We start from the raw sequence: 13,775 nt of genomic DNA, 5'->3' as shown, positions 1-13,775 counted from the left end.
AGCCCGTCCCAGCGTGCCGTCCCAGGGTTCTCAGGGCCGCGCCCCTCGCACCACGTACAGCCCACCGCCCACCACGAAGGCGGCCGCCGCCGCCCACGCGCCCGCCCCGCCGTCCGGCTGCATCGGCCAGGCCCACACGGTGACCAGCCGTCCGTGCGCGCTCGCCGCCCCCACGTACACCGCGCTGACGTAGGCGAAGGCCGGCAGCCAGCTCAGCCGGGCGCCGAGCAGCGCCGCCGCGGCGGCCGTCAGCCCCGTCGTACCGAGCGTGTTGCGGACCATCGCGGGCGGACCGAACACCGACGGATGCCCCAGCACAGCGAGGGACAGCAGCCCCGCGGTGAGTGCCGAGAGGGTCAGCAGATGGACGGCCCGCAGCCGCCACCAGGGCCGCACCGCCGTACGGTCCAGCTCGTCGGAGGCGGTGTACAGGCTCGTCCCGATCACCGCGGACGTGAACAGCGGGGTCAGCGCCACCACCGGCACCCGGCGTGACGGATCCACGTAGGCGTCCAGACCGTGCGCCGCCCACACCGCGAGACCGGCCGAAGCGAGGAGCACGACGAGGGCGCGCGGGACGGCACGCGAGCGGGCGTACAGGAGCGGGCCGGCGAGCGGGGTGGCGGTTCGTGCGCCGAGGAGAGCGGTCACAGGGTCGGCACCCCCCGCCCGTCGCACCGGTCCACCGTCGCGAAGTACTCCGACAGCCAGGCCCGGCGCTCCGCCTCGCCCATCGCCTCCAGCCGGGCGCGGGCCGCGAGCCGGGCCTCCAGGCGGTCCCGGTCGGCCGCGCTCCCCTCCGCCAACTGCTCGTCGAAGTACGCCTGCTTCGGAATGGGTGCCAGATAGTGCTCCACGGCGTTGTCGACCGGGTCCCAGTCCCGTGTCTCCTCGACGGAGCAGTACGCCCGGCCGTACAACGCCATCCCGGCCTCCCACGCGTACCGCCGCGGTTCGGTGAGTTCACCGCGTACGACGCTCCGGCCGATCGGCGCGAGCATCGGCAGCTGGGCCTCGTCCCGACGCGGTTCGCCGGGCCGGTCCTCGAACCGGACCGGTAGGTTCCGTACGCCCTCCAGACGGCCGGTGAGTCCGGACAGGGCGTCCGTGACCTGCGGCAGGAGATCTCCGTAGCGGGCGTTGACGCAGATCTGCGGAGTGGTGGAGGTGTCGCACACCTGGCGGTCGGCGAGAGCGCCGGTGTGCCACAGCCCGGCGTTGTCGGTCTGCACCAGCAACGCGCCCGCGGCGGCCGCAGCGGCCAGCGGCAGCACGGCGAACCGACGGCGGCGGGCCGCGTGGGCCATCACCGCGGTGACCGCGAGGCCGCCCGTCCACACCGTCATCGCCACCGGCTGCCACCACACCGGCACGTCGTCGGTCGTCCCGTCGACCACCGGCGACAGATGGCCGAGGGCGTCCTGACCGTCGTACGACAGCACACCGAGGACGGCGTACGCCCCCACCGCCAGCAGCGGCGCCGCCAGCCGCCACGCCACCAGCCGCCCCACCACCTGGCCCACGAGGACGGCGGACGCCAGGACCACCGCGTCCGTGAGGACGGCGACCGGGTACGGGCCGTCGCCCATGGAGCAGTACCAGGTGGCGAGCCAGGCGAGCACGACCGCGCCCGCGTATCCGGCGACCACCCACAGCGCCAGGGGCAGCGCGGAGGCCAGCAGCCGGGCGAGCGGGCCGCGCGCGGCCGACGCCATCAGTTCTTCGGTACGGCGTCGGCGCTCGCGTCCGCCGTGCCGGCAACCGGCGGCCAGGGCCAGTGGGGCGCCGAGCAGAGTGGCCGCGGTGTGCAGCTGCTCGCGGGTCTCCGCCCAGCCGCCCTGCCACTGGTCCAGGCTGGCCGCCAGTGCGATCGCGAGGGTGAGCAGGACGGCGGCCCCGGCCCACGGTCCGAAGCCGTGCACGACCTCGCCGCGCAGGGGGTGGGGCGCGTGCGTGCGCTCCGCTACGAGGGTCATCGCGCGACCTCTTCCAGGGCTGCCTCTTCCAGGGCTGCCGCGCGGTGGGTGCGCAGGGCCGCCGTGTAGCCGCGCTCGATCGGGTTGTCGCCGGCACCGCCCGCCGACTCGCCCAGCTCGGCGAGGGCCGGGGGCGTGCCGCGGTACGCGATCCGGCCCGCCTCGACCAGCGTGACCTCCGTGCAGGCCGCGGCCACGTCCTCCACCAGGTGGGTGGAGACGACGACCGTGGTGGCGGTGCCCAGCTCGCGCAGCAGCGCCCGGAACTCCACACGCTGCTCCGGGTCGAGACCGGCCGTCGGTTCGTCGAGCAGCAGCACGTCGGGCTCGTTGACGATGGCCTGGGCGATGCCGACGCGGCGGACCATGCCGCCGGACAGCGTCTTCACCTTCGCGTCGACCCGCTCGGCGAGACCGACCCGCTCCACGGCCCGCTCCACGGCGGCCGGGACCTGCGCGGCGGGCATCTCCTTCAGCCAGGCCACATACGCCACGAACTCCCGCACCGTGAACCCCGGGTAGTAGCCGAACTCCTGCGGCAGATACCCCAGCCGCCGCCGTACGGCCGACCTGTGCCGGCGGTCCCGGACGTCGTCCCCGAGCAGCTCCACGCGGCCCCCGGTGGGCGCGGCGACCGTGGCCAGGACCCGGATCAGCGAGGTCTTGCCGGCGCCGTTCGGACCGAGCAGACCGTGCACCCCCGGGCCGAGGTCGAGGTCCACCGAGTCCAGGGCGACGGTTCTGCGGTGCCGGACGCGCAGCCCGGCCACTCGTATCGTGCTCAACGGTTCTCCAGGAGTGGATGGGAGGCAGGCGGGCGGCGCGGAGGCGCTCACGGCCTGCCCAGGTGGTCGTAGGCGGGACGGCGGACGGCCAGCGCGACGGCGCTCAGGACGGCCGCCGCCGCCCAGGCGCCCTGGGCCGGGGCCCCGTCCAGGACGGTGGCGAGCTGGTCGGCCAGCCGTGCCGTGAGACGGCCGCCGGGAGCGGCGAGCGCCGGGGCGAGGACCGCGCACAGCCAGCCGCCGCCCGTCACGGCCGTCGCCGCCGGGCAGCCGACGTACCCGGCCAGGGCCAGCGAGGCCAGCGTCAGCGCGAGCCCCGGCAGCAGCCATGCCGCCGCGCCCGGCGCACCCGACGACGGCACCAGCACCCCGGCCAGCGTCAGCAGCGGCAGACTCACCACCAGTACGGCCGCCGCCCGCACCAGCACCAGCCGCAGCCCCGCGGACGGCGTCGACGCCGTGATCTCGTGCAGCGGGTCGGCGTACGCCCCGTAGGACAGCGCCACCCCGATCACCGGCACGACCGGCGCCACCGCCAGCAGCAGCGGCCGCGCCCCCGTGTACCCGGCCCCGTACGCCAGGACGACCGCCCCGACGGCCACGATCAGCACGGCCGACAGCCAGGCACCGCGCAGGGCGGGGCCGGCGGCCCAGAGGACGCGGGCGAGGCGAGGGGCGGGGGCGCGGGCAGGGGTAGGGGAAGGCGCAGGGGCGGGCGCAGGCGCAGGCTTTCGGGCGCTCTTCGGCGCAGCCCTGAGCACCGACTGCCTCACCTCCGCCAGCACCGCCCCCGCCGCCGTCTCGCGCACCGCGCGGGACACGCGGGACGCGCAAGGGGTGCAGTGCTCCAGGTGCTTCTCCAGGGACCAGGCGTCCGCTTCCGGGAGGGAGCCGTCGGCGTAGCGGAAGGCGAGGTCGTCGGGGGCGTGCCAGTCGGGGGCGTGTGGGTCGGGGGTGTGGGGGTCGGTGGAGTGCGGTCGGTCGCCGGCGTGCGGGTCCGTGGGGTGCAGCCGGTCGTCGGCGTGCGGGTCCGTGGCGTGCCAGTCGGTCATGCCGGGCCTCCCAGCGGGGACGGGTTCAACTGGGCGAGGGCGGCGCGGAGTTCGGCGCGGGCGCGCAGGGCGCGGGACTTGACGGTGCCCTCGGGGATGCCGAGCAGCCGGGCCGCCTCGCGGGTGGTCAGTCCGTCGACGACGGTCGCGCGCAGCACCTCGCGCAGCTCGGGCGAGATCCGGTCGAGGGCGGTGCCGACATCGCCGTACTCCAGTCCGGCCAGCACCCGGTCCTCGGCCGAGGGCGCGGTGGGCGCCGGGGCGTGCTGCTCCTGCATCGGCGCCGCCCGGAGCCGCGTGGCGCGCTCGTGGGCCCGGCGCGCGTCGACCAGGCGCCGCGCGGCGATCGTCCACAGCCAGCCGCCGGCCTCCTCGCCGTGATGCCCGGCCGCCGACCGCCAGACGGTGACGAACGTGTCCTGGAGCACCTCGCGCACGACCTCGGCGTCCGCGCAGCGCCGGGTCAGCCGCGCGTGCAGCCACCCCGCGTGCCGGTCGTACAGCGCCGCCATCGCCGACGGGTCCCCGCCCGCCACGGCCCGCAACAGCGCCGCGTCGGAGCCCTCGGCGTCCGCCGTGTCCGTCTCCCGGTGGCCCCCCATGGGGCGGAACAGTCTCACACCCGCTCTATCGACGGCCTCGGGCCGCCCGGTTCACGCACCCCACCGTTCACGCACCCCACGGTGGAACAAAATGTGACGCGGGGCACGTTGTTCTGTTCTCCACGTCTGCCGTCGCGCGCGCTGGGTAGGGCTTCGACAACCCGCAAGGGCCTGTCCCGCCGTCCCGCGCGATCCGCCGGACAGGCCGTAGGCCGCCGTACTCGATACAAGGAGGCCCCCGTGGCCGCATCGGCACACCTTCTGCTCCCGGCCCTCTCCAAACCCTGGGCGGACCCGTCCGCCCTGTCCGAGGCGGAACCGTCCGCCGCGTCCGACGTGCACTACTGCGTGTTCAGCGCGGAGGGCGCCTGCGCCGAGGCGCCCCTGACCAGCGAACCGCCCCTCCCGGACGCCGAACCCCTCACCAGCGAACCCCCGCTCGCCGACGCCGCCCATCTGACCAGCGAGTCCGACGCCCCCGCGGAACACTAGGGCCGGATCGGGGTATCTCTTCCCAGAGCCTTGTCCGCACGGCTTCCCAGAGCCCTGTCCGCACGGCCGACCTGATCCGAAAGGCAGGCACTGGATGACCGCTCCCGGGCAGCAGCCCGAGCCACCCGGCGAGGACCTGTCCCGGCTCGCCGGGCTGTACGGCGTCGCCACCTCCTACAGCCCCTCCCCGGACCGTACGGTCGCGGCCTCGGCCGGTGCCCTCACCCGCGTGCTGGCCGCCCTGGGCGTCGACGCCGGCAGCCCCGAGGGGGTACGGGCCGCGCTCGACACCCGGGAGCGCGACCTGCGAGAACGGCTGCTGCCGCCGACGGTCGTCCGCTGGAGCGGCGGTCCGTGCGCCGCGCTCGACGCCCTCCCGGCCGGTACCCGCCTGCGCGTCGTGACCGAACAGGGCGAGACCCGCGCCACCGCGGACCAACTCCCGCCCGGCGTCCACCGGTTGACCGCCACCGCCACCGACGGCCGCACCACCGAGGCCCACCTGATCGTCGCCCCGCCCCGGCTGCCCGCACCCCCCGGCCGCTCCTACGGCCTCCTCGTCCAGCTCTACTCCCTGCTCTCGCACCGCTCCTGGGGCATGGGCGACCTCGGCGACCTCGCCGAGCTGACCTCCTGGGCCGGCCGTGCCCTCGGCGCCGGCTTCGTCCAGGTCAACCCGCTGCACGCGGCCGTCCCCGGCGCCCCCACCGACCCGTCCCCCTACCGCCCCTCCTCGCGCCGCTTCCCCGACCCCGTGCACCTGCGGATCGAGGACATTCCGGAGTACGCCCACGTCGGCGACCGGGAGCGGGTCCGGGCCCTGCTGGACAGATCCGGCCGGCTGCGGGAATCGGTGCTGGAGAAGGGCGCGCTGATCGACCGGGACGCCGTGTGGGAGCTCAAGCGGGAGGCGCTGGAACTGGTCCGCGAGGTCCCTCTCGGCCCGGGCCGGCGTGCCGCCTACGTCGACCACCTCGCCGAGCAGGGCCAGGCCCTGGAGGACCACGCCACCTGGTGCGCGCTCGCCGAGGTGCACGGCTCCGACTGGCGGCGGTGGCCGGCCGGGCTGCGCGACCCCCGGTCGCCCGAGACGGCCCGCGCTCGTTCGGAGCTGATGGACCGCGTCGACTTCCACTGCCGTCTCGCCTGGCTCACCGAGGCCCAGCTGACCGCCGCCCAGCGCGCGGCGAGGGAGGCGGGCATGCCGGTCGGCGTGATCCATGACCTCGCGGTCGGCGTCCACCCCGACGGCGCCGACGCCTGGGCCCAGCAGGACCACTTCGCGGCGGGCATGTCGGTGGGCGCGCCCCCGGACGCCTTCAACGCCCGCGGCCAGGACTGGGGCCTGCCGCCCTGGCGCCCCGACCGTCTCGCCGAGTCCGGCTACGCCCCCTTCCGGCAGCTCCTGCGCGCCCTGTTCCGCTACGCGGGCGCCCTGCGCATCGACCACGTCATGGGCCTGTTCCGCCTCTGGTGGGTCCCCCAGGGCGACCTGCCCACCGAGGGCACCTACGTCCACTACGACGCCGAGGCCATGCTCGCCGTCCTGGTCCTGGAGGCGTCCCGGGCCGGCGCGCTCGTCATCGGCGAGGACCTGGGCACGGTCGAGCCCGGCGTACGCGAGACGCTGCGCGAACGCGGGGTGCTCGGCACGTCCGTCCTGTGGTTCGAACGGGACTGGGACGGCGACGGCCGCCCCCTGCCCCCCGACCGCTGGCGCGCCGACTGCCTGGCCACCGCCACCACCCACGACCTGCCGCCCACCGCGGCCCGCCTCACCGGCGAGCACGTCGAACTCCGCGACAGTCTCGGCCTGTTGACCCGCTCGCTCGACGAGGAACGGGCCGAGGCGGCGGCGGACACCGGCGAGTGGCTGGACCTCCTCGCCCGGCTCGGCCTCCTCCGCGGCACGAGCGGCGCCATCGACACCTCCTCCGAGGAGGCCGAGATCCAGGCCGTCCACCGCTTCCTGCTCCGCACTCCCGCCCGCCTCATCGGCATCTGGCTCCCCGACGGCCTCGGCGACCGCCGTCCCCAGAACCTCCCCGGCACCTGGGACCAGTACCCGAACTGGCGCCTGCCCATCGCCGACACGGAGGGCCGCCCGGTGACGCTGGAGGAACTGGCGGCGTCGCCGCGTGTGCACGCCCTGGTGGAGGTGCTGCGGGGGAGGGGGGACGGGGGGTGACGGTCGGCAGAACCGCGGGCGGTCGTGCCGCTGGGGTCGCTCCCCCCACCCCCTCCGCCGGGCCGAGGGCACCTCATACGGCACCCCGGGCGCGCACCCCCTCCCGGCATTCGATACTTTTGGCACCGTGGACAAGAAGAACGCCCTGCGCGCCGGCACCCTGGCAGCCGGTACGACGCTGATGATGCTGCTCATGTCGTCCCCCGCGCTCGCGCTCACCCGCGACGACGGCGACGACCCCGGCAAGGGCCTGAGCGTGATCGAGACGCTGGGCCTCTTCGTCGTCGCCCCGATCGCCCTGTTCGCGGTCATCGCCGGTCTGGTGCTGGTCCTGGACAAGTCGCACCCCTCCCACCGGGTCAACGTCCCCGGTACCAAGGCGAAGACCAAGGCCAAGACCAAGACCGAGGTCGGCTCCAAGGCCTGACGGCCCGCCGACCGCCCGGCACGCACTCTTCACCGAGGGCGCCGGCCCCGCCGCACGTACCCGCGCCAGCCGTACGTGCCGCGAGGCCGGCGCCCTCGACGCGTCCGCGTCCGTGTCCGGCAGGCCCTCCGGGGCCGCTCAAGGGGGGGGCGGCGACGCCGCTCAGGGACTCGGCGCGGTCAGATACCGCTGCACCGTCGGCGCCAGCCACGCCACGACCTCCTCCCGGGCCAGTGCCACGACCGGCGGGAACCGCAGCACGTACCGGGTCAGCGCGAGCCCGAGCAACTGGGTCGCCGTGAGCGCGGCCCGCGCCGGCACCTGCTCGGGATCCGGGCACACCTGCCGGGCGATCGGCATCACCTGGTCGCGGAAGATGCCCTGCATCCGCTCCGCCCCCGCCTGGTTGGTCGCACCGACCCGCAGCAGGGCGGTCAGCACCTCGTTCTCCTCCCACATGCCGAGGAAGTGCGTCACCAGCACCCGGCCCACGTCCTGCCGGGGCAGCGGACCCAGGTCCGGCATGGCCAGATCCACGGCCACGGCGGCCGCGAACAGGCCCTCCTTGTTGCCGTAGTAGCGCATCACCATCGACGGGTCGATGGCCGCGTCCTTGGCGATCGCGCGGATGGTGGCCCGCTCGTACCCTTCGGCGGCGAACCGCTCGCGGGCCGCGGCCAGGATCGCGTCACGGGTGTCGTCGGACCGGCGCCGGGTGCCGGAACCGGATGCGGGTGAGGGGCTGCTGCTGTCAGGGCCGTTCATGCCAACAAGCGTAGGCCAACGCACGTGTGCCAACAAGTGTTTGCCAACAAGTGTTTGCCAACAGCTGTTGACTCTGGCTCTCGATAGCCCTAAGTTCGTCAACAAGCGTTGGCAAACATCCGTTGGCAAACACCCGTTGGTACCAGGAGGCCCCCATGAACGGCACCCGCACCGACCTCGCCCCCGTGATCGTCGTCGGCTCCGGCCCCACCGGCCTGCTGCTGGCCGGTGACCTCGCCACCGCCGGCGTCCCCGTCACCGTCGTGGAGAAGCGCCCCCACAAGATCAGCAACCTCTCCCGCGCCTTCGGTGTCCACGCCCGCACCCTGGAGCAGCTGGACGCCCGCGGCCTCGCCGACCCGCTGCTGGCCACCGGCGACACCATCACCGGGCTGCGGCTCTTCCGGCGCCTCTCCCTCGACCTCGGCACGCTGCCGTCCCGCTTCCCCTTCCTGCTCATCACCCCGCAGTACGAGGTCGAACGGCTGCTGGAGCGGCGGGCGCGCGAGGCGGGCGTCGAGTTCGCCCACGAGAGCGAGGTCGTCGGGCTGCGCCAGGACGACGACGGCGTCGACCTGGACGTACGGGGCGCGGACGGCACGGTCACCACCCGGCGCGCGGCCTACGTCGTCGGCGCGGACGGCCACCAGAGCGCCGTACGCCGGGCGATCGGCCTGCCGTTCCCGGGAGTCTCCGTCATCAAGTCCCTGTTCCTGGCGGACGTCCGGCTGGAGCGGGAGCCCGAGGGTGTGCTCACGGTCAACGGCGCGGGCGACGCCTTCGCGATGATCGCCTCCTTCGGTGACGGCTGGTACCGGGTCATGGGCTGGAACCGGCGTCACGAGGTGGCCGACGACGTGCCGCTCGACCTGGAGGAGGTCAAGGAGGTCACCCGCCGGGCCCTCGGCACCGACTACGGCATGCATGACGCCCGCTGGCTGTCCCGCTTCCACAGCGACGAGCGCCAGGCGCCGCGGTACCGGGTCGGCCGGGTCTTCCTCGCCGGCGACGCCGCGCACATCCACTCCCCGGCGGGCGGACAGGGCATGAACACCGGGCTCCAGGACGCGGCCAACCTCGGCTGGAAGCTCGCCGCGGCCGTCCGGGGCCGGGCGCCCGAAGGCCTCCTGGACAGCTACGAGGCCGAGCGCCACCCGGTCGGCAAGGCGGTGCTGCGCAGCAGCGGGGGCCTGGTCAGGCTGGCGCGGGCGCAGCGTCCCGTGCCGCGTGCCGCACGCGCGCTGGTCACCGCCTTCGTCAACCTGGTCGGCCCCGCCCAGCGCAAGGCGCTCGCCCAGATCTCCGGCATCGGCTACCGCTACCCGGCCCCGCGCGGCTCCCACCGCCTGACCGGCACCCGTGTCCCGGACGTCACCCTCGCCGGCGGCGGCCGCCTCTACGAGGCCCTGCGCGGCGGCCGGTTCGTCCTGATCACGCCGGAGTCCTACGACGCGCAGGGGGCCGGCGAGAACCGCCTCGCCGTGGAGCGCTGGGCGAGCGAGCGCCGAACGACGGTCCTGGTGCGCCCCGACGGATACGTGGCCTGGGCGGCCGACACCGCCGACCCGGCCGCCGTCGAGGCGGCCCTCGCCGCGCACGTCGGGTGACCGCACGGCCGCGGGGCGGGTGTCACCTCTCCGTCGAGGACAGCAACTCCCGTAGCAGGTCGGCCAGGTGGCCGGCCTGTTCGGCGTTCAGGGCGGACAGGGCCTCCGTCTGGGCGGCGAGGCCCGCGCCGACCGCGCGGTCGACCAGCTCCAGTCCCTTCTCGGTCAGGGTCACCTGCAGGCCCCTGCGGTCGTGCGGGTCGGGGGAGCGGCGCAGCAGTTCGGCCCGTTCCAGCTTGTCGAGGCGGCCGGTCATCCCGCCGGTGGTGAGCATCAGCGTCGCCGACAGCTGGCGGGGCGAGAGGGTGTACGGCTCGCCGGACCGGCGCAGGGTGGCCAGCACGTCGAACTCGCCGCGGGAGAGGCCGAGAGGCGCGTAGGCCTTCTCGGTGCGGTCGCTCATCGCGCGGGAGAGCCGGTAGATCCGGCCGAAGACCTCCATCGCGGCGGTGTCCAGGTCCGGCCGCACGGCCGCCCACTGCTCGATGATCGCGTCGACCTCGTCCTTGCGCTGCGCACTCATGGGACGAGTATCCGCCCCGTTCCGGACGCCTGCAAGAAAGTGACGAGAGAGTAGCTTGACTGCAAGTTGCTTAGCGCTAAGCTAATCATCGCCAAGCTACTTCACGGAGGGGTGCCGGTCATGAAACGGCCCGCGATCATCCTGCTCACCGCCCTCGCCCCCGTCTCCTGGGGCACCACCTACGCCGTCACCACCGAGTTCCTCCCGGCCGACCGCCCCCTGTTCACCGGGCTCATGCGTGCCCTGCCCGCCGGGCTGGTCCTGCTGGCCCTGGCCCGGCGGCTCCCGAAGGGCGTGTGGTGGGGCAAGGCGGCGGTGCTCGGCGCGCTCAACATCGGCGCCTTCTTCCCGCTGCTGTTCCTGTCGGCGTACCGGATGCCGGGCGGGATGGCGGCGGTCGTCGGGTCGGTCGGGCCGCTGTTCGTCGTGGGCCTCTCGGCACTGCTGCTGGGGCAGCGGCCGACCACGCGGAGCGTGCTGACCGGGCTCGTGGCCGCGTTCGGGGTGAGCCTGGTGGTCCTGAAGGCGGCCGGGGCGCTCGACCCCGTCGGCGTGCTGGCGGCCCTCGCCTCCACCGCCTCGATGTCCGCCGGCACCGTGCTGACCAAGCGCTGGGGACGTCCGGAGGGCGTGGGCCCGCTGGCCCTCACCGCCTGGCAACTGACCGCGGGCGGCCTGCTCATCGCCCCCCTCGCGCTCCTGGTCGAGGGCGCGCCGCCCGCGCTGGACACCCGGGCGATCGGCGGCTACCTCTACCTCGCGTTCGCCAACACGGCGATCGCCTACTGGCTCTGGTTCCGCGGCATCGGCCGCCTCACCGCCACCCAGGTCACCTTCCTCGGCCCGCTCTCGCCCCTGACCGCCGCGGTGGTCGGCTGGGCGGCCCTCGGCCAGGCACTGACACCGGTCCAGGTGGCGGGCATGGCCCTGGCGTTCGCGGCGACGGTGGCGGGACAGCTCGGACAGCGGGCGGTGCCGGGCCGGTCGTTCACCGTCGCCGGAAGGGCGGCTCGGAAAGACGCGACGGACCGGATGGACGGGGCGCTGCGGCGGTAGCGTCACACCGTCCCGTGTTACGCAACTCCCGGAGGCGCTCATGGGTGGCCCAGACAGCTGTCCGGTGTGCGGACGACCGCTCCCCGCGCGGGCCGGCCGTACCGGACGCAGCTCCGTGTACTGCTCGGCCGCCTGCCGGCAGAAGGCGTACCGGGAGCGGCGGGAGCCGGTCGCGGGCGGGGGAGTGCGGGAGCTGATCGAGGACATCGGGCGGCGGGCCGGGCGGTTGGTGCCGCAGCCGCCGGCCGTCCTCTACGACACGGTCACCGAGCTGTCGGCCTCCGTCGCCCGGCTCAGACGGGTCGCCCGGACGGCACGGGACACGGCGGAGGATTCCGTAACACCCACCTCCGTTACGGAAGCCCAGGCTGCCGTGACGGAAGTGCCGGATGGCGTCACGGAAGCCCCTGCCGGTGTTACGGAACTCACCGAGACCGACTTCGCCGCCCTCACCGAACGGCACCGCCGTGAGATCCAGGTGCACTGCTACCGCATGACCGGCTCCTACGACGAGGCCGAGGACCTGGTGCAGGAGACGTTCCTGCGGGCCTGGCGGGCGCGGGACGGGTTCCAGGGGCGGGCGAGTGCGCGGACCTGGCTGTACCGGATCGCCACCAACGCCTGCCTGGACTTCCAGCGCAGGACCGCGCGCAGGCCGCGGCGGTACGAGCCGATCCCCGGGATGAACCACGGCGAGGGCGAACCACCCGCCCGCATCACCTGGTTGCAGCCCTATCCCGACGACGAGCTGCCCGTCGTGGAGGCGCCGGAGCAGCCGGAGACCGCGGCCCTGTCCCGGGAGACGCTGGAGCTGGTCTTCCTCGCCGCGATCCAGCACCTCCCGCCCCGCCGGCGTGCCGTGCTGATCCTGCGGGACGTGCTCGGGCTGACCGCCGCCGAGACGGCCGAGGCCCTGGGGACGAGCGTGGCCTCGGTGAACAGCGCCCTCCAACGAGCCCGGCCCGTGCTGCGCGAGCACCTGCCCCGGGAGCGTGCCGACTGGCGGGCGGGCGAGCCCACCGAGGGCCAACGGGCCGTGCTGGAGCGGTACATGGCCGCCGTCGGACGTCTCGACTTCGACGCGATGGCCGCGCTGCTGACGGAGGACGTGACCCTGACCATGCCGCCGAACCCGTTCTGGTTCGTCGGCCGGGACGCGCTCGTGGACTTCGTCCGGGTCAGCCTCGATCCGGCCTCCCCGATGTTTATCGGGCACTGGCGGAGCCTGCCCGCCCGCGCCAACGGCCAGTTGGCGGTCGGCCACTACATCCGCAGGCCCGGTACGAGCGTCCACCGCGCCCAGGTACTGGACGTGCTGCGCTTCGCCGCCGGTGAGGACCGCATCGCGGAGATCACGTCCTTCGAGCCGCACCTGTTCCCGGCGTTCGGGCTGCCGCTGCGGCTGTGAGACGGCCGGGTGATGAGCATCCGGGGGGCCGTACGTCTGCATGGATGTCCCGTTCGACGTACGACTCACTTCCCAGGAGTTCACCATGCTGTTCACCGACAGGACCGCGGTCATCTACGGCGCCGGCGGATCGATCGGCGGCGCGGTCGCCCGTGCCTTCGCCGAGGAGGGTGCGCGGGTGCACCTCGTGGGCCGCACCCGTACGACGCTGGAGGCGGCGGCCGCCGGCCTCGAGGGCGCCGAGGTGGCCGTGGTGGACGCGCTGGACGAGGCGGCCGTGGAGGACCACCTCGCCTCCGTCGGCGACGTCGACATCTCCTTCAACCTCGTCAGCCGCGGGGACGTGCAGGGCACCCCGCTCACCGACCTGGCCGTGGACGACTTCCTGCGGCCGGTGATCAACGGTGCCCGGGCCAACTTCATCACCGCCCGGGCCGCCGGCCGCCGCATGGCCGAGCGCGGCTCCGGTGTCCTCCTCACCCTCAACAGCGCCTCCGCGCACGGCAGTCCGATGATGGGCGGGACGGGACCGGCGGACGCGGCCGTCGACACGCTCGTCCGCAATCTCGCGGCGGAGCTCGGACCGCGCGGGGTGCGGGCGGTGGGCCTGTGGGCGGCCGGGGTGCCCGAGACGCTGACCCACGAGAAGCTCGCCGCGGTCGACCCCGCCATCAGCGAGGCCGCCGTCCAGGGCATCCTCGACCACCTCGCCGGGATGCGCATGATCCGGCGCAGCCCCACCCTCGCCGAGGTCGTCGCCACGGCCGTCTTCCTCGCCTCCGACCACGCGGCCGGCATCACCGGCACCTTCGTCAACGTCACGGGCGGGATGGTGGTGCGCTGAAACCGAACGGAAAAGGGGGCGCCCGGCACGATGCCGGACGCCCCCATCGC

General features: G+C 74.6%; 14 protein-coding genes. 7 read left to right on the top strand and 7 right to left on the bottom strand.

Annotation, left to right across the window (positions count from 1 at the left end; translation table 11 throughout):
• Nucleotides 1–30 precede the first annotated feature (30 nt).
• Genes K4B79_RS17405 through K4B79_RS17385 form a run of 5 tightly spaced genes read right to left on the bottom strand, consistent with a single transcriptional unit; the run spans nt 31 to nt 4,415 of the window.
• Nucleotides 31–651: a hypothetical protein gene (locus K4B79_RS17405; RefSeq protein ID WP_232027531.1), complete on the bottom strand. Its 621-nt coding sequence runs from the start codon at nt 649–651 to the stop codon at nt 31–33.
• The gene (locus K4B79_RS17400; protein WP_232027530.1) at nt 648–1,976 is read right to left on the bottom strand and encodes a hypothetical protein; all 1,329 of its coding nucleotides are present in this window, start codon (nt 1,974–1,976) and stop codon (nt 648–650) included. The genes K4B79_RS17405 and K4B79_RS17400 overlap by 4 nt, the downstream gene beginning before the upstream one ends.
• Nucleotides 1,973–2,761 (bottom strand): ABC transporter ATP-binding protein, encoded by a 789-nt coding sequence (locus K4B79_RS17395; RefSeq protein ID WP_232027528.1) that lies wholly within the window; start codon nt 2,759–2,761, stop codon nt 1,973–1,975. The genes K4B79_RS17400 and K4B79_RS17395 overlap by 4 nt, the downstream gene beginning before the upstream one ends.
• 47 nt (nt 2,762–2,808) lie before the next feature.
• Nucleotides 2,809–3,813, bottom strand: a complete 1,005-nt coding sequence (locus K4B79_RS17390) for a zf-HC2 domain-containing protein (RefSeq protein ID WP_232027526.1) — start codon at nt 3,811–3,813, stop codon at nt 2,809–2,811.
• Nucleotides 3,810–4,415, bottom strand: a complete 606-nt coding sequence (locus tag K4B79_RS17385) for an RNA polymerase sigma factor (RefSeq protein ID WP_232027524.1) — start codon at nt 4,413–4,415, stop codon at nt 3,810–3,812. Before K4B79_RS17385 ends, K4B79_RS17390 begins: the two co-directional genes overlap by 4 nt.
• A gap of 240 nt (nt 4,416–4,655) precedes the next feature.
• Here K4B79_RS17385 and K4B79_RS17380 point away from each other — a divergent pair, with 240 nt between their 5' ends.
• From K4B79_RS17380 to K4B79_RS17370, 3 genes are all read left to right on the top strand, one after another.
• Nucleotides 4,656–4,907: a hypothetical protein gene (locus K4B79_RS17380; RefSeq protein ID WP_232027522.1), complete on the top strand. Its 252-nt coding sequence runs from the start codon at nt 4,656–4,658 to the stop codon at nt 4,905–4,907.
• Nucleotides 4,908–5,001: 94 nt separating this feature from the next.
• A complete protein-coding gene (gene malQ / locus K4B79_RS17375) occupies nt 5,002–7,095 on the top strand; it encodes a 4-alpha-glucanotransferase (protein ID WP_232027520.1) in 2,094 nt (697 codons plus the stop codon).
• Between the two features lie 127 nt (nt 7,096–7,222).
• Nucleotides 7,223–7,522, top strand: coding sequence for a hypothetical protein (locus tag K4B79_RS17370; RefSeq protein ID WP_232027518.1), 300 nt, complete (start codon nt 7,223–7,225; stop codon nt 7,520–7,522).
• A 162-nt stretch (nt 7,523–7,684) separates the two neighbouring features.
• Here K4B79_RS17370 and K4B79_RS17365 read toward each other — a convergent pair whose 3' ends face one another.
• Nucleotides 7,685–8,287, bottom strand: a complete 603-nt coding sequence (locus K4B79_RS17365; protein WP_232027516.1) for a TetR/AcrR family transcriptional regulator — start codon at nt 8,285–8,287, stop codon at nt 7,685–7,687.
• A 155-nt stretch (nt 8,288–8,442) separates the two neighbouring features.
• On the opposite strand from K4B79_RS17365, the gene K4B79_RS17360 reads away from it, so the two are divergent.
• Complete coding sequence (locus K4B79_RS17360) at nt 8,443–9,894, top strand: FAD-dependent monooxygenase (RefSeq protein ID WP_232027515.1); 1,452 nt, start codon at nt 8,443–8,445, stop codon at nt 9,892–9,894.
• Nucleotides 9,895–9,916: 22 nt separating this feature from the next.
• Here the strand turns inward: K4B79_RS17360 and K4B79_RS17355 are convergent, their stop codons facing one another.
• On the bottom strand, nt 9,917–10,417 hold the full coding sequence (locus K4B79_RS17355) for a MarR family winged helix-turn-helix transcriptional regulator (protein WP_232027514.1): 501 nt from the start codon (nt 10,415–10,417) through the stop codon (nt 9,917–9,919).
• A 120-nt stretch (nt 10,418–10,537) separates the two neighbouring features.
• Here K4B79_RS17355 and K4B79_RS17350 point away from each other — a divergent pair, with 120 nt between their 5' ends.
• From K4B79_RS17350 to K4B79_RS17340, 3 genes are all read left to right on the top strand, one after another.
• On the top strand, nt 10,538–11,473 hold the full coding sequence (locus K4B79_RS17350) for an EamA family transporter (RefSeq protein ID WP_232027513.1): 936 nt from the start codon (nt 10,538–10,540) through the stop codon (nt 11,471–11,473).
• Between the two features lie 40 nt (nt 11,474–11,513).
• On the top strand, nt 11,514–12,881 hold the full coding sequence (locus K4B79_RS17345; protein ID WP_232027512.1) for an RNA polymerase subunit sigma-70: 1,368 nt from the start codon (nt 11,514–11,516) through the stop codon (nt 12,879–12,881).
• Between the two features lie 85 nt (nt 12,882–12,966).
• Complete coding sequence (locus K4B79_RS17340) at nt 12,967–13,725, top strand: SDR family NAD(P)-dependent oxidoreductase (RefSeq protein WP_232027511.1); 759 nt, start codon at nt 12,967–12,969, stop codon at nt 13,723–13,725.
• Nucleotides 13,726–13,775: the final 50 nt, after the last annotated feature.

Origin of the sequence: Streptomyces lincolnensis, assembly GCF_021173675.1 — a bacterium.
GTDB lineage: Bacteria > Actinomycetota > Actinomycetes > Streptomycetales > Streptomycetaceae > Streptomyces > Streptomyces lincolnensis_B.
Note: the sequence above shows the minus strand (reverse complement) of the source record. Positions and strands in the feature narration are given on the sequence as shown.

What these genes read in the sequence shown, in the direction of transcription:
- K4B79_RS17350 (WP_232027513.1), top strand. Translation starts at nt 10,538, where the DNA reads ATGAAACGGCCCGCGATCATCCTGCTCACCGCCCTCGCCCCCGTCTCC.
- K4B79_RS17390 (WP_232027526.1), bottom strand. Translation starts at nt 3,813, where the DNA reads ATGACCGACTGGCACGCCACGGACCCGCACGCCGACGACCGGCTGCAC.
- K4B79_RS17345 (WP_232027512.1), top strand. Translation starts at nt 11,514, where the DNA reads ATGGGTGGCCCAGACAGCTGTCCGGTGTGCGGACGACCGCTCCCCGCG.
- K4B79_RS17360 (WP_232027515.1), top strand. Translation starts at nt 8,443, where the DNA reads ATGAACGGCACCCGCACCGACCTCGCCCCCGTGATCGTCGTCGGCTCC.
- K4B79_RS17385 (WP_232027524.1), bottom strand. Translation starts at nt 4,415, where the DNA reads ATGGGGGGCCACCGGGAGACGGACACGGCGGACGCCGAGGGCTCCGAC.
- K4B79_RS17365 (WP_232027516.1), bottom strand. Translation starts at nt 8,287, where the DNA reads ATGAACGGCCCTGACAGCAGCAGCCCCTCACCCGCATCCGGTTCCGGC.
- malQ (WP_232027520.1), top strand. Translation starts at nt 5,002, where the DNA reads ATGACCGCTCCCGGGCAGCAGCCCGAGCCACCCGGCGAGGACCTGTCC.
- K4B79_RS17400 (WP_232027530.1), bottom strand. Translation starts at nt 1,976, where the DNA reads ATGACCCTCGTAGCGGAGCGCACGCACGCGCCCCACCCCCTGCGCGGC.
- K4B79_RS17340 (WP_232027511.1), top strand. Translation starts at nt 12,967, where the DNA reads ATGCTGTTCACCGACAGGACCGCGGTCATCTACGGCGCCGGCGGATCG.
- K4B79_RS17355 (WP_232027514.1), bottom strand. Translation starts at nt 10,417, where the DNA reads ATGAGTGCGCAGCGCAAGGACGAGGTCGACGCGATCATCGAGCAGTGG.